Raw genomic sequence first — 20853 nt, 5'->3', positions numbered from 1 at the left:
GCGGGCCGGCAAGCGACTCACTGCCTGCGACTCTATGAGGTGATTCATGGTCGATCTGGCCGTCGTCGAGATGTCCCGCCTGCAGTTCGCGCTGACGGCGATGTACCATTTCCTGTTCGTCCCCCTCACGCTCGGCCTCTCCTTCATGCTCGTCATCATGGAGAGTGTCTATGTGATGACGGGCAAGGCGGTGTGGCGCGACGCCACACGCTTCTGGGGCAAGCTGTTCGGGATCAACTTCGTGCTGGGCGTGGCGACCGGCATCACCATGGAGTTCCAGTTCGGCACCAACTGGTCCTACTACAGCCACTATGTCGGCGACATCTTCGGGGCGCCGCTGGCGATCGAGGGGCTGATGGCCTTCTTCCTGGAGGCGACCTTCGTGGGGCTGATGTTCTTCGGCTGGGACCGGCTGACCCGCGTGGGGCACCTGTTCGTCACCTTCATGGTGGCGCTGGGGTCGAACCTGTCTGCGCTCTGGATCCTTGTCGCCAACGGCTGGATGCAGAACCCGGTCGGCTCGCGCTTCAACCCGGAAACAATGCGCATGGAAGTCACCGATTTCATGGCGGTGCTGATGAACCCGGTGGCGCAGGCGAAATTCGTGCACACGGTTTCCGCCGGCTATGTGACGGGGGCGGTGTTCGTGCTGGGGGTTTCCAGCTGGTATCTGCTGAAGGGGCGCTTCGGGCCGATCGCCCGGCGCAGCTTCGTGGTGGCGGCGGCCTTCGGGCTTGCCTCTTCGCTGTCGGTCGTCGTGCTGGGCGATGAATCGGGCTATGCGCTGACAGACAACCAGAAGATGAAGCTGGCCGCCATCGAGGCCATGTGGGAAACCGAACCCGCGCCCGCCGGGCTGACCATCTTCGGCATCCCGGACAAGCAGGCCCAGGTGACGCATTTCGAGATCCGCGTGCCTGCCGTGCTGGGGCTGATCGCGACGCGGTCGTTCACCGGCGAAGTCACGGGCATCCGCGAGCTGGTGGAAACCGCCGAGGTGCGCATCGGGCGCGGAATCCTCGCCTATGACGCGCTGGAGAAGCTGAAGGTGGACCGGACGGACCTGGCGGCGCGGGAGCAGTTCGAGCAGCACCGCACCGACCTTGGCTATGCGATGCTGCTGAAGCGCTTCGTGGCCGATCCGCGCGCGGCGACTGCCGACGACATCGACAAGGCGGCCTGGAGCACGGTGCCCAATGTGCCGGTGCTGTTCTGGGCCTTCCGGGGCATGGCGGGGCTGGGTTTCTTCTTCATCGCCTTTTTCGGAACGGCCTTCTGGCTGGCCAGCAAGCGTCGCTTCGGGGTGCGCTGGTTCCAGAAGCTGGCGGTCGCGGTGATCCCGCTGCCCTGGGCGGCGGCTGAAATGGGCTGGGTGCTGGCGGAATATGGCCGCCAGCCCTGGGCGGTGGAAGGGGCGCTGCCCACCTTCCTTGCCTCGTCCAGCCTGACCCTGCCGCAGATCTGGACGACGATCGCGGGCTTCACGCTCGCCTATGGAATCCTGGCGGTGATCATGGTGCGGCTGATGCTGGCGGCGATCCGGCACGGGCCTGACAGGGGCGAGGAACGCGGCCCGGCCGCGACCGAGGATCGCGCGCGCGGCGGCTTCGTGCCGCTGCCGGCCGAGTGAGGAGAGAGGCGATGCCCATTCCCTTCGACTATGAGACGCTTCGCCTGATCTGGTGGCTGCTGCTGGGGGTGCTGCTGATCGGGTTCGCGCTGACGGACGGTTTCGATCTGGGGGTGGCTGCCGTACTGCCCTTCGTCGCCCGCACCGACGAGGAGCGGCGGCTGGTGATCAACTCGATCGGCGCGACCTGGGAAGGCAACCAGGTGTGGTTCATCCTGGGCGGCGGCGCGATCTTCGCGGCCTGGCCGCATGTGTATGCGATCAGCTTTTCCGGATTTTATCTCGCGATGTTCCTGGTGCTGATGGCGCTGATCCTGCGACCTGTCGGCTTCAAATACCGGTCGAAGAAGGATGATCCGGCCTGGCGCGCCCGTTGGGACTGGGCGCTGTTCGTGGGCGGTTTCGTGCCCGCGCTGGTGTTCGGCGTGGCGGTCGGCAACGTGCTGAAGGGCGTGCCGTTCCACCTGGACAGCGACCTTCGCGCCTTCTGGGATGGCGGGCTCATGGACCTGTTCTCCCCCTTCACGTTGCTCGCCGGGCTGCTCTCTGTCTCGATGCTGGTGCTGCACGGGGCCGGGTGGCTCAGCCTGAAGATCGAGCATGGGCCCGTGCTGGACCGGGCGCGCCGGCTGGGGCAATGGGCAGGCGTGCTGAGCCTGCTGCTGTTCGCGGGCGGCGGGCTGTTCGTGGCGATGGGCGACATGGGGGTGGAGATCGCGGCCGGCGTGGATCCGAACGGCCCCTCAAACCCGTTGCTGCACGGCGCGGTGGCGTCGCCGGGCGCCTGGGTGAAGAATTATGCCGCCCACCCCTGGATGCTGCTGGCCCCGGTTCTGGGCTTTGCCGGAACGGCGCTGGCCATGCTGGGCATCGCCCGGCGCTGGGATAAGGGTGTCTTCATCGGGTCGTCCGCTGCCGTTGTCGGCATCATTTCCACCGTGGGCCTGTCGATGTTCCCCGTGATCCTGCCCAGCACGGTCGATCCGTCCTCCAGCCTCACGGTCTGGAATGCCTCGTCCAGCCACCTCACCTTGTGGATCATGCTGCTGGCGACGGTGATCCTGCTGCCGCTGGTGCTGCTGTACACGGCCTGGGTGTTCAAGGTGCTGTTCGGGCGGGTGACGACGGAACAGGTCCGCTCCTCGGGCGATTACTACTGAAAGGGTCCGCGATGTGGTATTTCACATGGGTTCTCGGCCTCGGCCTCGCGGTGGGGTTCGGCATCCTGAACGGGATGTGGCATGAATTTCATGCCGACGACGATGGCGAGCCCTGGTGGAAATGAGCGCCGCCGCACAGATGCCCGAGGACTGGTCGGGGGAGCGCGGGCTTCGCTGGCTGCGCGATGTCGATCTGATGGAAGCCCAGCTGGCCGCCTTTGGTGCGGCGCTGGTGGATCGGGCCGGCATCCGCGCCGGAGAGCGGGTGCTGGACATCGGCTGCGGCGGCGGCTGGACCACACGGCGGATCGGCGAGGCGGTCGGGCCGCAGGGGCTGGCGCTGGGGCTGGATATTTCCCCCGCGCTGGTGGCCGAAGCGGTGCGACGCGCCACAGGCCTGCCGCAGGTGCGGTTCGAGGTGGGGGATGCGGCGACCGCCCGGCCCGGCGGCGGACCCTTCGACCGACTGATGTCGCGCTTCGGCGTGATGTTCTTCGCGGACCCGCCGGCGGCGTTCCGGCACCTGGCGTCGTTGCTGGCGCCGGGCGCGCAGCTGAACATGGCGGTGTGGGCGGAACCCCGCCGCAATCCCTGGATGATGGAGATGCGGCGCGTGGTGGGCGCGCATGTGGAGCTGCCAAAGGCCGAGCCGCTGGCACCCGGGCCGTTCCAGCTGTCGGATCCGGATTTTCACCGGGCGCTGCTGGAAGAGGCCGGTTTCACCGGCTTTGACCGGCAGCTGCTGGAACAGCCGATGCTGGTGGGCGGGCCGGGGGCGACACCGGCCCGGGCGGCCGCCTTTGCCCTTGGGGCTTTTTCTGTCGGCGAACTGGCCGAGGCGGCCGGGCCAGGTGTGCTGGCGGCGGCCACGGCGGCGCTGGAAGACCTGTATGCGGGCGTGGCGACAGACGAGGGTGTGCCGATGGACGCTGCGGTCTGGCTGCTTTCGGCCCGCAGGCAATGAGAGACGCGATACGATGATGACTGCACATGCACCGCCCGAGGAGGGCGAGATGATGCCGCTGGGGCGCGATGCCGATGCGATGGCCCGGGTGCTGAAGCTGCTCGCCAATCCAGACCGGCTGCGGATGCTGTGCCGCATGGGCATGAGCGACATGGACGGCGGGCGCCGCCCCACGGTGGGGGAGATGGTGGCGCTGACCGGGCTTTCGCAATCACGCGTCTCGCAGCATCTGGCGCTTCTGCGCGAATCCGGTGTCGTTGCGCCGCAGCGCGAAGGGCAGCAGGTTCGCTACCGCCTGGCCGATGCGCGGGTGCGCGCGGTGATGGAGGCGTTGTGCGACGTGTGCGACGCCGGGCTGCCGGCCTCCCGGCTGGACATGCAGCCGATCGGGGATTGAGACGATGGAACAACTGCCCTGCCCCGGATGCGGCGCGGTGAACCGGGTGCCCACCGGGCGCCTGGCCGACAGGCCGACCTGCGGGCGCTGCAAATCGCCCCTGTTCACGGGCCGCGCGCTGCAACTGGACGAGGCCGGGTTCCGCCTGCACCGGGATCGCGGAACGCTGCCGCTGCTGGTGGATTTCTGGGCGCAATGGTGCGGGCCGTGCCGGGCGATGGCCCCGGCCTTCGAAGCCGCTGCCGCAGAGCTGGAGCCGCGCATCCGGCTGGCCAAGGTGGACATCGATGCCGCGCCCGCGCTGGCCGCGGCGCTGGGCATCCAATCGGTTCCGACAATGCTGCTGTTGAAGGGCGGGCGGGAGGTTGACCGCGTTTCGGGCGCGCTGTCCCTGCCGCAGATCCGCGCCTTCGCCGGACGGGCGCTTTAGGCCCCGGATAGATGGGCAGGCGGCGCGCTGGTCCGTAAGGGCGGCCGACGGCAACAATATTGTTGCGATGCAGCAGCCTGCGACGCACAATCCGGCGATGATCAAGGCCGGCCTGCACCATCTGACCCGCTATCGCTATAGCCGGCCCATTGCGCTGGGGCCGCAGATCGTGCGGCTGCGCCCGGCCCCGCACAGCCGCACGGCCGTGCCCAACTATTCGCTGAAGATCAGCCCTTCGAACCATTTCCTGAACTGGCAGCAGGATCCGCACGGCAACTGGCAGGCGCGGATCGTGTTTCCGGAGAAGGTCGATCATTTCCAGATCGAGGTGGACCTGCTCGCCGACCTCGCCGTGATCAACCCGTTCGATTTCTTCCTGGACCCGCAGGCGGAGGAAATGCCCTTCGGCTATGACCCGGCCTTGAAGGAGGATCTGGCCGCCTATTTCGAGGCGACCGAGACGGGGGCCGCGTTCGAGGCGCTGGTGGCCGAATTCGCCGGCCATTCGGGACGCACCATCGACTTCCTTGTGGCGGTGAACCAGGCGTTGCAATCGCGCGTGGGCTATGTGGTGCGGATGGAGCCGGGCGTGCAGGCGCCGGAAGACACGCTGACGCTGGGGACGGGCTCTTGCCGGGACAGTTCCTGGCTGCTGGTGCAGCTGCTGCGGCGGCTGGGGTTCGCGGCACGGTTCGTATCCGGCTACCTGATCCAGATGAAGGCCGATGTGGAGCCGAAGGTGGGGCCGAAAGGGCCTGAAGCGGATTTCACCGACCTGCACGCCTGGGCGGAAGCCTATATCCCCGGCGCTGGCTGGGTGGGGATGGACCCGACATCGGGCCTGTTCGCGGGCGAAGGGCATATCCCGCTGGCCGCAACGCCGCACTATCGCTCTGCCGCGCCGATTACCGGGCTGGCGGAGCCGGCCGAGGTGGATTTCCATTTCGAGATGAGCGTGTCGCGCATTGCCGAGGCCGTGCGCATCACCAGGCCCTTCACCGATGGCCGCTGGGCCGCGCTGCTGGCGCTGGGCGACAAGGTTGATGCCGAACTTCAGGCGCTGGACGTGCGGCTGACGATGGGCGGCGAACCCACCTTCATCGCCGACAGCGACTTTCAGGCCCCGGAATGGAACAGCGCCGCTGTCGGCCCCACCAAGGCCGCCTATGCCGACCGGCTGATCCGAATGTTGCGGGCGAAGTTCGCGCCCGGATCGCTGCTGCATCATGGGCAAGGCAAATGGTATCCGGGCGAGAGCCTGCCGCGCTGGGGCTATTCCATCTATTGGCGCAGGGATGGCGTGCCGATCTGGCGCGACGAGGCGCTGCTGGCCGGAGTGCGGATGCCCGACGAAGTGGCGGAGGTGGAGGTGGATTGCGGCTCTGCCGAGCGCTTCCTGAAGGCGGCGGCCGGCAATCTGGGGCTGGAAGCCGGCTTCGTGCAGCCGGTGTATGAGGATGCCGTTGAGTGGATCGTGAAGGAGGCGGAACTGCCGGCCAACACGAAACCCGACGATCCGGCGCTGGATGATCCGGAAGTGCGCGAACGCTTCATGCGAACCTTCCAGCGCGGGCTTTCGAAGCCGGTGGGCTATGTGCTGCCGGTTCAGCGCTGGCAGGCTGCTGCGTCGCCGATGCCGCGGTGGCGGAGCGAGCAGTGGAAGGTGCGGCGCGGCGCGCTGTTTGCGGTGCCGGGGGACAGTTCGCTGGGCTATCGCCTGCCGCTCGGGTCGCTGCCGTATGTGCCGGAATCGGCCTATCCCTACATCCACCCGCGCGACACGGCGGAGCCGCGCCGGCCGCTCGCCGATTTCCGCGCCGAGCAGGTGGAGCGCGGCGAACAGGTCCGCGAGGCGCTGGCTGAACAGGCCGCCATCGCCGTGGAAGGCCCGGCAGGCGCCGCGCAGCAGCGGGTGGAGCAGGTGGCGATCGAAGGCGCTGTCAGAACTGCCGTCACTGTCGAGCCGCGCGGTGATCATCTGTCCGTCTTCATCCCGCCGGTGGAATCGCTGGAGGATTATCTGGATCTTGTGGCCGCCATCGAGACGGTGGCCGAAGAGAGCGGCCTGCCGGTCAGGATCGAGGGCTATCCGCCGCCGCCGGACCCGCGCCTGATCGTGCTGAAAGTGACGCCGGATCCGGGCGTGATCGAAGTGAACATCCACCCCACTGGCAGCTGGCGCGAGCTCGTCGAGGTGACGGAGACGTTGTATGATTGCGCCCGCAGCTGCGCGCTGACGGCCGACAAGTTCATGGTGGACGGCCGCTCTGTCGGCACGGGCGGGGGCAACCATATCGTGCTTGGCGGCGCCAGCATCGCCGACAGCCCCTTCATCCGCCGCCCGGACCTGCTGAAGAGCTTCGTCCTCTACTGGCAGCGGCACCCTTCGCTGTCGTACCTGTTTTCCGGCCTGTTCATCGGCCCGACCAGCCAGGCCCCGCGCATCGACGAGGCCCGGCACGACAGCCTGTACGAGCTGGAAATCGCGCTGGCGCAGGTGCCGGGGCCGCAGGCGGGCCAGCCGCTGCCGTGGGTGGTGGACCGGCTGTTCCGCAACCTGCTGGTGGATGTGACGGGCAACACCCACCGCACCGAGATCTGCATCGACAAGCTGTTTTCCCCCGATGGCCCGACAGGGCGGCTGGGGCTGGTGGAATTTCGCGGCTTCGAGATGCCGCCGGACGCGAAGATGAGCCTTGCACAGCAGCTGTTGCTGCGCGCGCTGACGGCGATGTTCTGGAAGCAGCCGCGCGAGGGCCATCTGGTGCGCTGGGGCACGGCGCTGCACGACCGCTTCATGCTGGGGCATTTCGTGTGGGCCGATTTCCTGGAGGTGCTGGCGGATCTGCGCGAGGCGGGCTTTGATTTCGATCCCGTCTGGTTCGAGGCGCAGCGCCAGTTCCGCTTCCCGGTGCATGGGGTGGTGGAGGGCGGCGGCGTTTCTCTGGAAGTTTCCCATGCACTGGAGCCGTGGAACGTGCTGGGGGAAACCGGCGCGATCGGCGGCACGGTGCGTTATGTGGACAGCTCGACCGAACGGCTTCAGCTGCGCGCGACGGGGCTGGTGCCCGGCCGCCACATCATCAGCTGCAACGGGCGGCGGGTTCCGATGCACCCGACGGGCGTGTCCGGCGAGGCCGTGGGCGGGGTGCGCTACAAGGCCTGGGCGCCTGCCAACTGCCTGCACCCTCTGATGAAGGCGCAGGCGCCGCTGACCTTCGACATCCTCGACAGCTGGAACGGCCGTTCACTGGGCGGCTGCGTCTATCATGTCGCGCACCCGGGCGGGCGATCCTATGACGATGTGCCGGTGAACGGCTATGAGGCGGAAGCGCGGCGCCGGAGCCGCTTTCAGGATCATGGCCATTCGCCCGGCGCGCGCGAGATGCCGGCGGAGGAGCTGCCGGGCGAGTTCCCGATGTCGCTGGACCTCAGGCGGGCTGCACCCCGGGGGGACGGACGCTGACCGCGGCCATTGTATCCATGCCGCCGGTGGACAGCCGGTTGCGGCACTATCCGGTGGATGTCGACGCCGGCGATCTGTTTCGCCACGCCCCGCATTCGGTGGCGGAGAAATGGTCGAATGTCGCCGGCGCGCTGTTCGATCTTGCGGTCGGCGCAGGCCTGACTCCGCATGAGCTGCTGGCGCGGCAGGTGCAGGAGATGGGTTTCAGCTTTCGCATCGCGGGCGACATGGAGGAGCGCAGCTGGCCGTTGACCCCGATGCCGCTGATCATCGGCGCGGCGGAATGGGAAACGGTGGAACGCGGCCTGATCCAGCGGGCCGAGGTGCTGGAACAGGTGATCGCGGACATCTATGGCGCGCAGCGGCTGGTGGCGGAAGGCCATCTGCCGGCGGCGGTGGTGACGGGCAGCCGATGGTTCGCGCGCGACATGGTGGGGCTGAAGCCCGGCGGGGATCATTATCTGCATGTCTATGCCGTGGACCTTGCGCGCGGCCCGCGCGGGCAGTGGCGGGTGCTGGCCGACAGGCTGCGCCTGGCGAACGGCATCGGCTATGCGCTGGAAAACCGGCTTGCGCTTTCGCGCGGAACGGGTTCGCTGCTGTCGGGCATCCATGTGCGGCGGCTGGCGGGCTTCTTCGCGGGACTGCGGGAAGGGATCGCCCGGGGGAGCGAGCGGGCCTCCCCCCGGATCGCGCTGCTGACGCCGGGGCGTTTCAACCAGAGCTATCCCGAACAGGCGCATCTGGCGCGCTATCTGGGCATTCCGCTGGTGGAGGGGCGCGACCTGACGGTGATGGACAGCCGCCTTTACGTGCGGACGATCGCCGGGCCGAAGCGGATCGATGCCATCTGGCGCTGGATCGACACCAATGCGCTGGATCCGCTGCGGTTCGATTCCCGATCCCGGCTGGGTGTGCCCGATCTGTTCGATGCCTGGGCGCACGGCCGGCTGGCGATGGCGAACTGGCCGGGCGTGGAGCTGCTGGAATCGCCCGCGTTCGCGGCGTTCCTGCCCGCGCTCTGCCAGCGGCTGACCGGACAGGCGCCGATCCTGCCGAATGTGGCGACCTGGTGGTGCGGGCAGCCGCACGAAGCCGCCCTTGTGCGCGACAGGCTGGACGACCTGCTGATCTCGCCGGCCTTTTCCGACGAGGTCGAAGGGCTGGAAGGCGCGCACGCGGTTGCGGGCGCCGACCTGTCCGGTGCGGCACGGACCCGGCTGCTGGATGCGATGGCCCGCCGCCCGATGGACTTCTGCGGCCAGGAGATCGTGAACCTGTCCACCACCCCCGTACTGTCGGGCGAGGGGTTCGAGCCCCGGCCCTTCACCTTGCGCGCCTTCGTGGCGCGGGGCGGGGACGGGCAGTGGATGGTGATGCCGGGCGGCTTTGCCCGCATCGCGTCGGATGGCGGGCTGCGGTCCTCGCTGATGGGCGAAGGCGATCTGTCTGCCGACGTGTGCATCGTCGACGAGGAAGCCGGGCGCGTGCAGCTGCCGACGCTGTTTCACGCCGACCCGCCGATCCGGCGCGGGGGTGGCATCCTTGCCAGCCAGGCGGCGGACAATCTGTTCTGGTTCGGCCGCTATCTGGAACGGGCGGAGGCGACTGTCCGGGTGCTGCGGTCGATGCTGGGCAGTTCCATCGACCTGGATTCGGTGGCCGTGCGCGACACCGGCGTGCGGGAGCTGCTGGCGGAGCTGCTGTTCCTCTGGGATGCCCTGCCGACGGAAATGCCGGATCGTGCGGTGCCGGAGATCTGCCGGGTGGCGCTAAACGGATCGGGGCGGCCGGGTTCCGTGGGCTCGTTGCTGGCGGCGCTGAGGGATACGGGGCTGGCGCTGCGCGACCGCTTCGCATCGGATTTCTGGCGGCTGGCAAGCCGGCCGCTGCCCGATGTGCCGGCCGACCGCAGCGAGCAGCAGCGGCTGGTGCGGGACCTGATCGAACAGTTCAGCGCGCTGGCCGGGCTGATCGCGGAGGACATGGTGCGAAGCCCCGCCTGGCGGTTCCTGGAGATCGGCCGACGGCTGGAACGGGCGCTGGCGATCTGCCGGATGGTGCAGCAGATGCAGCGCGCGCCGGGCGAAAGCGATGCCCTGTCGGTGATGCTGGACCTGTGCGACAGCCAGATCACCTATCGCTCCCGCTATCTGGCGCGGCCGTCGCGCAACGCCGTGTTCGATCTGCTGCTGCTGGATCCGGACAATCCCCGGTCGCTGATGTTCCAGCTGAACCGGTTGAACGCCCATATCGAGGCATTGCCGCCGCTCGCCGACGATGGCCTTCCCGAAGCCCCGCTCAGGGCGTCGCGCGCGGCGCGGGCCGCCTTTGCCGGGCTGACAGCAGGGGATGTGGGCGAAGCGCTTCTGTCTGAAACGGACGAGCGGCTGAGGGCGTTGTCCGAAGCGGTTTCGCTGCGCTATTTCCTGCCTATCGAGCGCGCGGACGGGAAGGGCGGCGGCCAGTTTCTTGCATGATCTATGATGTCAGCCACAGGACGATCGTGCGTTATACCGGGCCTGTCCGGCTGGCCCGGTTCAACCTGCGCCTGCGGCCCGCACCCTGGCCGGGGCAGACCCTGCACGGCCATGAGCTGCTGATCGATCCGGCCCCGGCCTCCGTGCAGCAGGCGTTCGGCCCCTGGCATGTGACCCGCGACAGGCTGGCGATTGGCGAACCGATCCAGCGGCTGATGGTGGAGAGCCGCTTCACCGTGGAGGTGGCCGAGCCCGGCTTCCTGTTGCAGACGGTTCCGGCGCCCAGCGTCGGGCAGATCCGCGCGGAGGCGCTGACCCACGGCGGGCTGGATGCGCTGGCGCCGTCTGCCTATCTCTATGCCTCGTCCGTCGCCCGGCCGTCGGCCGTCATCGCGGACTGGGCCCGGCCGATGCTGGGGGATGAGGCCGGGGTGGTTGCGGCCGGCCGCGCGCTGATGGCCGCGATCCACGCCGGCTTCCGCTATGACGCGAAGGCGACCCGGACGGATACGCCGCCCGAAGAAGCCTTCGCCAAGCGGCGGGGCGTCTGCCAGGATTTCGCCCATGTGATGATCGTTGCGGCCCGCGCGCATGGCATCCCGGCCGCCTATGTCAGCGGCTATCTGCGCACCTTGCCGCCACCGGGCAAGCCGCGGCTGGTGGGGGCGGATGCCATGCACGCCTGGGTGGCGCTGTGGTGCGGGGAGCAGCTGGGCTGGATCGGCTTCGATCCCACCAACGACTGCCTGGCGGATGCCAGCCACATCTTCGTCGCCATGGGCCGCGACTATGCCGATGTCGCCCCGCTGGACGGGGTGTTCCACGGCGGCGCGGACCAGTCGATGGACGTCGCGGTGGACGTGATTCCGCGTCAGGCCGGGGAGCAGGTCTCCGCGGCCTGAGCGGCCGCCGTCAATCCACGAGGTACAGTTGTTTGAGGCGCGCGATGTCGGCGTCCGTCAGCTTCAGGTCCTCCGCCAGATAGCGCTTGATTCCGCCCTTCGCCTCGATGGCGGCGAAGCTGGCTTCGAGATAGCTGCGATCCACGCCCATCAGCGCCTGGGTCACATCCGGCGGGAGGCTGGCGAACATGCGCGCCGTCGGATCGTCGGCGGACGGCGGCTTGGGCCGGTAGGTCTGGTTGGACAGCAGATAGTCCGCCATCGCCGTTTCGAAGGGCACGCCCAGCGTTGTCAGCAGCAGCGCGGCCGCGAGGCCGGTGCGATCCTTGCCGGCGGAGCAGTTGAAGGCGAGGGGGCTGCGCCCGTCCACCAGTTCGCGCATCATGCGGGCATATTGATCCGCGAAGGTGAAGGGCATCTGGGCATAGAAGCCGGCCATCGCCTTGCGCGTTGCCTCGACAGTGACGGGGCCGCCCCGGAACATTGCTTCCAGCGCGCCGGTATCCAGCCCGTAATCGGTGGCCAGCACCGTGGGCTGAACGCCTTCGGGCCAGTTCACGGCGTCGCGGGCCCGCTCGTTGGTGGCGCGGAAGTCGCAGATCGTCTGGATGCCGAGCTTGCCCAGCCGCTGGAAATCATCTGGCGTCAGGCCCGACATCACGGCAGACCGATAGAGGCTGCCCCAGGCGGTTTCCCGGCCATCGAGCGTGCGATAGCCGCCGAGATCGCGGAAGTTGCTGCCGCCATCCAGCGGCAGCAGCCGCTCAGCGGTTCGCACCGTTTGTCCGCGTGCGTCCTTCAGCAGGAAATAGGCGCGGGGCCAGGGCGCGACCGGGAGGGTGGCGGAATCGCCGGCCGCGACCGCCAGCTTCTGTCCGCGCCCCGGCGGCGCGTCGGCCGCCGGGATCTGCCACACGGTCACCGGGCCTTTCAGCCCCGTCCAGCGCAGGGAGACCATATTGCCCTCGCGGCTTGCCAGCGCGACGGGCGCTTGCGCCTCGCTTCGGGCGTCGAGCGGCGCGGCGATCGCCAGCGGAAGCGCCAGCAGGGCCGGAATCAGGAAATGATGTCGCATGTCCGTCCCTCCGTTCAGAAGTTGAAGCGCACGCCGCCCATGAAGCGGCGGCCGATCTGCTCGACCTCGGTCGGGCGCACCCGCTCGCCCTGGTAGGCGACATAGATTTCGTCGGTCAGGTTGTTGGCGTCGAAGAACAGGCCGATGTTCTCGCTGACCTGCACGCGTACCGCGAGGTCGAGGTTGCCATAGCCGGCCCGCTTCTCGTCGCCCGCCGAGCCGACTCCGAGGCCGCCCAGCGTATCCACCCAATCCGACCGCCACTGGTAGGACAGCCGGGTCGAGACGCCGAATTTCTCGTAGAACAGCGAGGCGTTGACGACTGTGTCCGATGTGCCGGGGAAGGCTGCGCCCTGGCGGTCAGGTGTGTCGAAGCTGCCGCCGATGAAGGCGATGTTGCCCTGGAAGCCGAAGCCGTCGAGCGGGCCGGGCAGGAAGGTCCACTGCTGGAGATAGGCCAGCTCCACGCCATAGAGCTTGCCCTTGTCGCCGTTCAGGGTGGAGATGAAATCATAGCCGGACCGGTCGATGCCATCGATGTCGTAGCGGTCGTCCCCGACCTTCACGCGGCTGTCGTAGAGGACATTTTCCACCCGGCGATAGAAACCCGAGACGGAGACGAGCCCGTCGCCGGGCAGATAATATTCGAGGCTGGCGTCCGCCCCCCAGGTGTATTCCGGCTTCAGATAGGGGTTGCCCCCTGTCACCGTGCCCGGGATGCTGGTGTCGCTGATGGCGGCGCCCACGCGGATCTGCCCGAACGAGGGGCGGGCGACCCCGCGCTGGACCGACGCGCGGGCGACGATGTCGTCGCTGAGGTCGAACTTCGCGTTGACGCTGGGGAACAGATCCCACCGGTCGGACGAGACATCGAGCGGCTCATAGACCGCGCCCACCTGCACCACCCCGCTCGACGTCTGGCGGAAATTTTCGAGCCGGGCGCCGAAGACGATCTGGCCTGAGGCCAGTTCCCAGGTGGCCCGCGCATAGGCGGCGAACAGCTTCTCGTCGATCTCGTAGCGATCGATCGGGCGGATATTGTTGTCCGGATTGTAGCGGCCTGCCGCTTCCAGTTGCGCCAGTGCGGATTCGAGGTCGCCGCGCAGGCGCGCGTTGTCGACATAGAAGAACTGCATGCCGCTGGGAAAATTCGTGCGCCAGGGCCGCGTGGTGACATAGCTGGCGGCCGGGAGCCCCGGCACCACCACTTGCGTGGACGTGGCCAGCACATTCCCGCTGATGTCGCGCTTGTCATACTGGAGGCCGAAGCGCACCGGCATGTCGCCGAAGCGGCCGTCGAGGTCGGCCTTTGCCGTCCAGCTGTCGGCTTCGATGCGGGATTCCAGCGGCAGGGCGACGTTCAGATCGAAGGCGCCCTGGTTCAGCGCCCGCGTGCCGGATCCGCGCGCATAGGTGCCGGCGGTCGCGCCGGGAACGGTGGTGAACAGCTGCACGATCGGGAGGTCCACATCGTCGCGCGTGTAGGTGAGCGAGGGGCGGAAGGTGCGGTTGAACTGCTGGTTCTGCAGGATCAGCGGCAGGTCGGTCGTGTTGAGGATGCGGGTGTAGTTGGCGCGCCAGTCCAGCTTCCAGTCGTCCGGAAGTTCATGGCCGCCGCCGCCTGTCAGGATCAGGTTGCTGTTGTAATAGCGGCCGTCGCTGAGGGAGCCGCGCACCGGCACCGCCACCAGGTCGCCGGCATCATTTCCGCGCACGCCGCCCGCCTGTGCGCCTGCCAGGTTGAACACATATTGGTTGCGAAGCTCATGGTCGCGGAATTCCGACCAGACGCCCTTCAGGAACAGCGTCTGCCCGTCGGCCGGGCGGAATTCCACGCCGGCGGAGGCGCCGTTGTTTTCCCGTGTCAGCAGATAGTTGCGGAAGTCCATGGTGCTGACGACATCGTTCGCGTCATAGGCGAACTCGCGGTTGTCGGTGATCTGGTCGCGGCGATAATGGGAACCGGCGAGCATCACACCCCAGGTGTCGTTCGACCAGGAAGCCCTGAGCGAGCCCTGCCGCTGCTCGCCGCCGCCCAGCTCCATCCAGCCATAGCCAAGGTCGCCCGACAGCGCGAACCCCTTGGCATCGAAGGCGGAAAAGGTGCGCATGTCGATCTGGGCCACGATCGCTTCGGCCGGAATGTCGGGCGTGAGCGATTTGTTGACCGCAATCGACGACAGGATCACCGACGGCACGGCATCGAAGCGGAAGGCGCGCGTCGCGCCGCCTTCGTCCACGCCGATCACCGGCACGCCGTCGAAGCTGACGCTGGTCCAGCGATTGGGGGCGCCGCGCACCTGGATATAGCGTTCCTGCCCCTGATCGCGCTGCACGGCGACCGCCGGAAGCCGGGCGAGCGCGGCGGCCGAGTTCTGGTCGGGGAAGCGGCCGATCGAGTCCGCCGCCACGATGGCGACAAGGTTGTCGGCGTTGCGCTGCTCTTCCACGGCGAGCGCCTGGGCATCGCGGATCGGCGCATAGACGGTGATGGTTTCGCCATCGGATTCATCCGCGGCGGGCGCCGTCTGGGCGGCTGCCGGAACGGAAATCATGGCGACGCCAAGTGCGGCGACGGACGCGGTGAGCCTGAAACGCGGGAACAGTACAGCCATCTTGCGAGCCCCTTTTCGAGTGAGTGATGGGCCGCTAGCGCCCGACTGTTTCGGCACGGAGGCTGTTGGAAGACACTATTCAGACCGTTTCATTGCGGCCCGATTTCAGTGCGACAAACGTCGCAGTCCCCATCTGTTTCCGACGAACGGCGTTCATCGAACAGCCGTTGCCCCTGCCCGCGAATGCAGGTTGAACGGCCGCCACAACCAGAATGACCCATTTCGGGGGGATGTTTCTTCAGATGTCGAACCTTGTCGGCCGCCCGGTGTTGGCCCTGCTGGCCTGCGCCCTGTTTCCCGCCGCTGGCCATGCCCAGGAACGGGTGGGCGCGCGCACCGTTTATCAGGCCGCCTTCTTCACGACCTTCGCGCCCGCGACGGCGCTGCAGCTGGTGCAGCGGGTGCCGGGATTTCAGCTGGAAGATATCGACCAGGATGTGCGCGGCTTCGGGCAGGCGGCCGGCAATGTGGTGATCAACGGGGAACGCCCCAGCACGAAGAGCGATGACCTGGAGACGATTCTGGGCAGGATCCCGGCAGCGCGGGTGCTGCGGGTGGAAGTGGGGCCCGGCGATGGCTTCGGGGCGGAGTTTGCGGGCCGCCCGCAGGTGCTGAACCTGGTGCTGACGGAGGATGCCGGCGTCGCCGGCACGGCCCAGCTGAGGCTGCGGCGGCCGTTCGAAGGCAGGATCCGGGCGGACGGGCAGGCATCGGCGCTGCTGAAGCGGGGCCGGTCCAGCTTCAATGTCGCGCTGGACTACAACAATGACGAGATCACCGATTACGGCCGCGACGTGCTGACGACGCTGCCCGGCGGGGAATTGGTGGAGGTGCGCGACAAGCACAACGCCACCCATGATCCGGAAGCGAATGTCTCGTTCGGATGGTCGCACGATGGCGGAACAGACCGGAAGGCCAATCTGAACGGCCGCTTCGCCATCGGCCGCTTCCAGCTGTGGCAGACCAACCATGTGACGCCCGTGGGCGGGCAGGTGCGCGACGATGTGCTGGAGCAGGACTATCGTGGCCGCCAGTTCGAGCTGGGCGGCGACGTGACGCGCCCGCTGGGCGACGGGGCCATCAAGCTGATCCTGCTGGCCACCCGCACCGATCGCGACCGGGAGGAGCTGGTGCTGAACCAGGCGTCCGGCCAGATCCTGGGCGGGATTTCCCAGCTGCAGCACCTGAAGGAAGCGGAAAGCGTGGCGCGGCTCGTCTGGTCGTTGCCGTCAACCAGCGGCTGGTCGGTCGAGCTGGGCGGGGAGGCGGTGATGAACCGGCTCGACAGCGAGGTTGACCTGTATGAGATCGGGGCGGACGGCGGGCAGACGCCGATCGACCTTCCGCTGGCCAATGCAGTCGTCCGCGAGATCCGGGTTGAGCCCTTCGTGAACATGGGGCGGAAGCTGGCGAACGGCCTGCGCGTCGATTTCGGGCTGACCTTCGAACGATCCCGCCTGACCGTCAGCGGCGACGCGACGGCTGAACGCACGCTGTCCTATCTGAAGCCCAAGGCGAGCCTCGATTGGCGGACCGGGCGCTGGCAGCTGCAGGCGAAGGCGGAACGGACCGTCAACCAGCTGAACTTCGGTGATTTCATCAGCCTAGCCGAACTGACGAACGACCGGGTGAACGGCGGCAATGCCGATCTGGTGCCGCAGACCGCCTGGGAATTCCTGCTGACGGCGGAACGGCCCATCCTGGGATCGGGCGTGATCCGGGGCGAACTGGGCATGAACTTCGTGCAGCAGGTTCAGGATCGCGTGCCCGTGGAAGGCGGGCTGGACGCACCCGGAAACCTGGGTTCGGGCCGCATGCGCATTGCGCGGCTGAACCTGGATGTGCCGCTGGAACGGCTGGGCATCCCCGGCGGCCGCGCGACGATGCGCTTTTCGCTTGTCGATACCGAGGTGCAGGATCCCTACACGCTGAAGGACCGGCATTTCAGCGGCTATACGCTGTGGCTGCTGGATGCGGGGTTCCGACAGGATCTGGGCCGCTTCGCCTGGGGCGTGGACAGCTATTCCAACCCCGGATCGACCCAGTTCCGCCGCAACGAGGAGGACCGGAACTTCCGGCAGAACCCCTTCGTGGAAGCGTTTGCGGAATTCCGGCCCGATCCGCGCACCACGCTGACGCTGCGGGCGGAAAACCTGTTGGACGTGAAATTCTACCGCGAGCGCACCTTCTTCTCGCCCGATCGGTCGAACCCCGAGCCCTTCCTGCACGCGTTCCGGACCCGGCAGGAGCATATCACCATGTCGCTGACGCTGAAGCGCACCTTCGGCTGACCCGGCGCGATCAGGGCGGCTGCCCCCTCCGGCCATTGCATGCAGGGCTGTGATTGGCGATGCTTGCAGAATCTGCAAGACATCTGCCGATAAACATAGCAAACTAAGCATTCTGCCGCATGCGGTGAAGGAGGGGGTTGGCGTTGGCTGGTTCGGAGAAGCGGTTTCGGCATCCGCCGGAGTTCTACACAAATCCCGAGAACAGCATCGGCTATCTCGCTCGCGTCGTCTTCCGGTCGTTTTCGCGCCTGCTGGAGCAGGGGACGCTGACGCAGGATGTCTCTGCCGGGCAGTGGCGGTTCCTGCGCCAGCTCTGGCGGCAGGACGGCATCACCCAGCGCGAGCTGAGCGAGCGGGTGGGCATGCGCGAACCGACGACCGTGGTTGCGCTGAACGGGCTGGAAAAATCCGGCTTCATCATCCGCAAGAAATCGACCGAGGATCGCCGCAAGACCTTCATCTACCTGACGCCGCACGCCCGCAAGCTGGAGCTGATCCTGGCGCCGATGAACGCCGAGGTGCATGAGATCGCGACGCGCGGCATGACGGACGAGGAAGTCGATGTCCTCCAGAGCCTGTTGCGCCGGGTGATCGCCAATCTGGCCGACGAGACGGCGAAGCTGAAATTCCTGTCCGACGTGAGGGCCTGATCCGGTGCCGCGCATTGCCGTGATCGCGGGCAGCACCCGCGAAGGATCGTTCAACGGGATGCTGGCGGCGCTGTCGGCCCGGGCGCTCAGGGGGCATGGCGCGGAGGTCACCGAGATCGACCTGGGCGCGTTCGACCTGCCGATCTATTCGCTTGCGCTGGAAGCAAATGCCTTCCCGGCCGACGCGCTGCGGCTGAAAGAATTGCTGGTCGCGCAGGATGGGCTGCTGATCGCGTCCCCGGAATATAATGGGTCCGTGTCGCCGCTGCTGAAGAACGCCATCGACTGGGCGTCGCGCCCGACCGGTTCGGAAAGCCTCGTCGCGCTGACGGCCTATCGCGGCAAGGTGGCGGCGATCATGTCCGCCTCGATCAGCCCGTTCGGTGGGCTGCGCGGGCTGATGCACCTGCGGCAGATCCTGACGACGGTGCAGATGCTGGTGATTCCGGAGCAGGTGATGGTGCCCAACGCCCATTCCGCCTTCAACGAGGCGGGCGCGCTGAAAGAGGCGCTGCCGGCCTCGCTGGTGGAGATGACGGCGGCGCGGCTGGTGAAGGTGGCGGCGGCGCTGTCCGCCTAGCGGGGGATATTCTCGCCCCAGTCGGCCTCAAGCCCGGCGATCATGGCGGCATATCGGTCCGGCCCCAGCGCGCCGGCGATCTGCGCGGACAGTGCATCCATCGCGAGCTGGGCATCCTGGCGCATGCGGGCGCCCTTTTCCGTGAGGGACACCACATGGTGGCGCCGATCAAGCGGATCGACATCCAGCTCGATCATCCCCAGCTTCACCATCTGCGCCAGCGTGCTGTGGATCGCCTGCCGCGAGATGCCGAGGTTGCGGGCGATCTCGGACGGGCGGACGATGCCGCTGACGACATTCGTCATCACCATCGACTGCGGCCGGTTCACATCCGGCCAGCCTTTCGCATGCAGGGCGGCCTGCAATCCCTCGTCCATCCAGCAGAAACGCTGGAAAAGGGCTATTATGAGCTGATCGGAACGCACCTGAACGGGCTAGATGCAGCAGTGGCGCGGCGCAAGCCCGTGCGACGCCTTGCCGGCGTTGTCAGGGCAATTTCCTTAGGATACTATCTTTTTCCATAATGGCCGGAAGGCTGCAACCGGGGGGAGAGAGCACCGCCATGCTGGGTTTGATGCAGGATGTGCCGCTGACGGTGGACCGGATTCTGGACCATGCCGCCGCGTGGCACGGCACGCGGGAGCTGGTTTCGCGCGATGCGGAGGGGCGGGTCACCCGCTCCAGCTATGCGGCGGTGCATGCCGACGCGAAGCGGGTTTCGAACGCCCTGTCCGATGCCGGCATCCGGCTGGGGGACCGGGTGGCGACGCTCGCCTGGAACAGCGCCCGGCACCTCGCCGCCTGGTATGGCGCCTGCGGCATGGGGGCCGTGCTGCATACGCTGAACCCGCGCCTCTATCTGGAGCAGATCGCCTATATCGCCAACCACGCCGGAGACCGGCTGCTGATCGCCGACCCGGCCTGCGCCGATCTTGTCGCGCAACTGCTGCCGCAGGTGCCCTCGATCGAGCGGGTGATCTTCTTCTGCGACCGCGCCTCGTTGCCGGAAACGCCCTATCCGGCGACCGCCTTCGATGACTGGATCGCCGGATACCCGGCCGAGTATCGCTGGGGCGGCTTTGACGAGCGGACCGCCTGCGGCCTTTGCTATACCTCGGGCACCACGGGGAATCCGAAGGGCGTCCTCTATTCGCACCGGTCTAACAGCATCCACGCGCTGATGACGCTGCAACGCGATGCGCTGGGGCTTTGCGCGCGCGATTCCGTGCTGCTGGTGGTGCCGATGTACCATGCCAATGCCTGGGGCGTCGTCTATTCGGCGCCCGCGGTCGGCGCAAAGCTGGTGATGCCGGGGCAGCGGATGGATGGTGAATCCATCTACAATCTCATCGAGCAGGAAGGCGTCACCTATTCCGCCGCCGTGCCCACCGTGTGGCAGATGCTGTTGCAGCACATGCGCGATGGCGGCCACAGATTTTCCACGCTGGAACGGGTGACGATCGGTGGGTCGGCCTGCCCGGAATCGATCATCCGCGCCTTCCGGGATGACTATGGCGTGGACGTGATCCAGGGCTGGGGGATGACGGAAACCTCGCCGCTGGCGACCGTTTCGGTGCCGAACGCCAGCGTTGCGGCAAAGCCTGCGGACGAGCAGATCGCCTACAAGCTGAAACAGGGCCGGTTGCTGTGCGGGCTGGACCTGAAGCTGGTGGACGACGAAGGCAGGCGTCTGCCGCACGACGGGAAGACGCCGGGCCGGCTGATGATCCGCGGGGAGACGATCGCGTCGGCCTATTTCGGCGGCGAAGCGGGCGATGTGCTGGACGCGGAAGGCTTTTTCGATACCGGCGACGTCTCTACCCTTGACGCCGAGGGCTATATGCAGATCACCGATCGCGCCAAGGATGTGGTGAAGTCCGGCGGCGAGTGGATCAGTTCGATCGAAATCGAGAATATCGCCACGGGCCACCCCGCCGTCGCGCTGGCCGCGGTCGTTGGCGTCGCCCACCCGAAATGGGACGAACGGCCGATCCTGCTGTGCCAGCTGAAGCCCGGCGCCAGCGCCGATGCCGAGGGGCTGAAAGCCTATCTGACGGACAGGATTGCCCGCTGGTGGATGCCGGACGATGTGCTGTTCGTCGACGAGATCCCGCTGGGGCCGACGGGCAAGATCGACAAGCGTGCCATCCGCGCCGGGCTGACGGGCTATCGGCTGCCCTTCGAAGCCGCACGCTGAACAGACGCAATCACGG

16 protein-coding genes are annotated in these 20853 nt (G+C 67.4%); 13 read left to right on the top strand and 3 right to left on the bottom strand.

The annotated features are described in order from the left end of the window. Positions 1-46: 46 nt before the first annotated feature. From ACE3O8_RS00715 to ACE3O8_RS00675, 9 genes are all read left to right on the top strand, one after another. Positions 47-1630, top strand: coding sequence for a cytochrome ubiquinol oxidase subunit I (locus ACE3O8_RS00715; RefSeq protein ID WP_374385719.1), 1584 nt, complete (start codon positions 47-49; stop codon positions 1628-1630). A gap of 11 nt (positions 1631-1641) precedes the next feature. Continuing rightward, on the top strand, positions 1642-2790 hold the full coding sequence (gene cydB / locus ACE3O8_RS00710; RefSeq protein WP_374385717.1) for a cytochrome d ubiquinol oxidase subunit II: 1149 nt from the start codon (positions 1642-1644) through the stop codon (positions 2788-2790). Positions 2791-2801: 11 nt separating this feature from the next. Then, positions 2802-2915: a cytochrome bd-I oxidase subunit CydX gene (gene cydX, locus ACE3O8_RS00705; RefSeq protein ID WP_374385715.1), complete on the top strand. Its 114-nt coding sequence runs from the start codon at positions 2802-2804 to the stop codon at positions 2913-2915. Beyond that, the gene (locus ACE3O8_RS00700) at positions 2912-3754 is read left to right on the top strand and encodes a class I SAM-dependent methyltransferase (RefSeq protein ID WP_374385713.1); all 843 of its coding nucleotides are present in this window, start codon (positions 2912-2914) and stop codon (positions 3752-3754) included. The genes cydX and ACE3O8_RS00700 overlap by 4 nt, the downstream gene beginning before the upstream one ends. A 16-nt stretch (positions 3755-3770) precedes the next feature. Next, positions 3771-4151, top strand: a complete 381-nt coding sequence (locus ACE3O8_RS00695) for an ArsR/SmtB family transcription factor (protein ID WP_374385711.1) — start codon at positions 3771-3773, stop codon at positions 4149-4151. A 4-nt stretch (positions 4152-4155) separates the two neighbouring features. Further along, positions 4156-4581: a thioredoxin domain-containing protein gene (locus tag ACE3O8_RS00690; RefSeq protein ID WP_374385709.1), complete on the top strand. Its 426-nt coding sequence runs from the start codon at positions 4156-4158 to the stop codon at positions 4579-4581. 97 nt (positions 4582-4678) lie between these two features. Beyond that, the gene (locus ACE3O8_RS00685; protein ID WP_374385707.1) at positions 4679-8047 is read left to right on the top strand and encodes a DUF2126 domain-containing protein; all 3369 of its coding nucleotides are present in this window, start codon (positions 4679-4681) and stop codon (positions 8045-8047) included. 17 nt (positions 8048-8064) lie between these two features. Beyond that, entirely contained in the window at positions 8065-10527 is a 2463-nt protein-coding gene (locus ACE3O8_RS00680) for a circularly permuted type 2 ATP-grasp protein (protein WP_374385704.1), read from the top strand. Further along, positions 10524-11429 (top strand): transglutaminase domain-containing protein, encoded by a 906-nt coding sequence (locus tag ACE3O8_RS00675; protein ID WP_374385702.1) that lies wholly within the window; start codon positions 10524-10526, stop codon positions 11427-11429. Before ACE3O8_RS00680 ends, ACE3O8_RS00675 begins: the two co-directional genes overlap by 4 nt. A 10-nt stretch (positions 11430-11439) precedes the next feature. On the opposite strand, the gene ACE3O8_RS00670 is transcribed toward ACE3O8_RS00675, so the two are convergent. After that, positions 11440-12504: a tyrosine-protein phosphatase gene (locus ACE3O8_RS00670; RefSeq protein WP_374385700.1), complete on the bottom strand. Its 1065-nt coding sequence runs from the start codon at positions 12502-12504 to the stop codon at positions 11440-11442. Between the two features lie 14 nt (positions 12505-12518). Next, positions 12519-15119 carry a TonB-dependent receptor gene (locus ACE3O8_RS00665; RefSeq protein ID WP_374385698.1) on the bottom strand — a complete coding sequence of 867 codons (2601 nt, stop codon included), beginning with the start codon at positions 15117-15119 and terminating at the stop codon, positions 12519-12521. A 242-nt stretch (positions 15120-15361) separates the two neighbouring features. Between ACE3O8_RS00665 and ACE3O8_RS00660 the strand changes: the two genes are divergently transcribed. The 3 genes from ACE3O8_RS00660 to ACE3O8_RS00650 all read left to right on the top strand — a co-directional run bounded on the left by ACE3O8_RS00660 (position 15362) and on the right by ACE3O8_RS00650 (position 18640). Continuing rightward, positions 15362-17410, top strand: a complete 2049-nt coding sequence (locus ACE3O8_RS00660; RefSeq protein ID WP_374385696.1) for a TonB-dependent receptor plug domain-containing protein — start codon at positions 15362-15364, stop codon at positions 17408-17410. Positions 17411-17553: 143 nt separating this feature from the next. Continuing rightward, positions 17554-18060 carry a MarR family winged helix-turn-helix transcriptional regulator gene (locus tag ACE3O8_RS00655; RefSeq protein WP_374385694.1) on the top strand — a complete coding sequence of 169 codons (507 nt, stop codon included), beginning with the start codon at positions 17554-17556 and terminating at the stop codon, positions 18058-18060. A 4-nt stretch (positions 18061-18064) separates the two neighbouring features. Further along, on the top strand, positions 18065-18640 hold the full coding sequence (locus tag ACE3O8_RS00650; RefSeq protein WP_374385692.1) for an NADPH-dependent FMN reductase: 576 nt from the start codon (positions 18065-18067) through the stop codon (positions 18638-18640). On the opposite strand, the gene ACE3O8_RS00645 is transcribed toward ACE3O8_RS00650, so the two are convergent. After that, the gene (locus tag ACE3O8_RS00645; RefSeq protein WP_374385690.1) at positions 18637-19065 is read right to left on the bottom strand and encodes a MarR family winged helix-turn-helix transcriptional regulator; all 429 of its coding nucleotides are present in this window, start codon (positions 19063-19065) and stop codon (positions 18637-18639) included. The genes ACE3O8_RS00650 and ACE3O8_RS00645 overlap by 4 nt on opposite strands. A 137-nt stretch (positions 19066-19202) precedes the next feature. On the opposite strand from ACE3O8_RS00645, the gene ACE3O8_RS00640 reads away from it, so the two are divergent. Beyond that, the gene (locus ACE3O8_RS00640) at positions 19203-20837 is read left to right on the top strand and encodes a long-chain-fatty-acid--CoA ligase (protein ID WP_374385688.1); all 1635 of its coding nucleotides are present in this window, start codon (positions 19203-19205) and stop codon (positions 20835-20837) included. Positions 20838-20853 lie beyond the last annotated feature (16 nt).

It is taken from the genome of Sandaracinobacter sp., from assembly GCF_041909755.1.
GTDB lineage: Bacteria > Pseudomonadota > Alphaproteobacteria > Sphingomonadales > Sphingomonadaceae > Sandaracinobacteroides.
The sequence above is the reverse complement of the archived record's forward strand: the minus strand, read 5'-3'. Positions and strand labels throughout refer to the sequence as shown.

Coding starts and splice junctions, on each gene's coding strand:
- ACE3O8_RS00690 (WP_374385709.1), top strand. CDS start 4,156: ATGGAACAACTGCCCTGCCCCGGATGCGGCGCGGTGAACCGGGTGCCC.
- cydB (WP_374385717.1), top strand. CDS start 1,642: ATGCCCATTCCCTTCGACTATGAGACGCTTCGCCTGATCTGGTGGCTG.
- cydX (WP_374385715.1), top strand. CDS start 2,802: ATGTGGTATTTCACATGGGTTCTCGGCCTCGGCCTCGCGGTGGGGTTC.
- ACE3O8_RS00640 (WP_374385688.1), top strand. CDS start 19,203: ATGCTGGGTTTGATGCAGGATGTGCCGCTGACGGTGGACCGGATTCTG.
- ACE3O8_RS00670 (WP_374385700.1), bottom strand. CDS start 12,504: ATGCGACATCATTTCCTGATTCCGGCCCTGCTGGCGCTTCCGCTGGCG.
- ACE3O8_RS00685 (WP_374385707.1), top strand. CDS start 4,679: ATGATCAAGGCCGGCCTGCACCATCTGACCCGCTATCGCTATAGCCGG.
- ACE3O8_RS00695 (WP_374385711.1), top strand. CDS start 3,771: ATGACTGCACATGCACCGCCCGAGGAGGGCGAGATGATGCCGCTGGGG.
- ACE3O8_RS00700 (WP_374385713.1), top strand. CDS start 2,912: ATGAGCGCCGCCGCACAGATGCCCGAGGACTGGTCGGGGGAGCGCGGG.
- ACE3O8_RS00660 (WP_374385696.1), top strand. CDS start 15,362: ATGTCGAACCTTGTCGGCCGCCCGGTGTTGGCCCTGCTGGCCTGCGCC.
- ACE3O8_RS00665 (WP_374385698.1), bottom strand. CDS start 15,119: ATGGCTGTACTGTTCCCGCGTTTCAGGCTCACCGCGTCCGTCGCCGCA.
- ACE3O8_RS00680 (WP_374385704.1), top strand. CDS start 8,065: ATGCCGCCGGTGGACAGCCGGTTGCGGCACTATCCGGTGGATGTCGAC.
- ACE3O8_RS00675 (WP_374385702.1), top strand. CDS start 10,524: ATGATCTATGATGTCAGCCACAGGACGATCGTGCGTTATACCGGGCCT.
- ACE3O8_RS00715 (WP_374385719.1), top strand. CDS start 47: ATGGTCGATCTGGCCGTCGTCGAGATGTCCCGCCTGCAGTTCGCGCTG.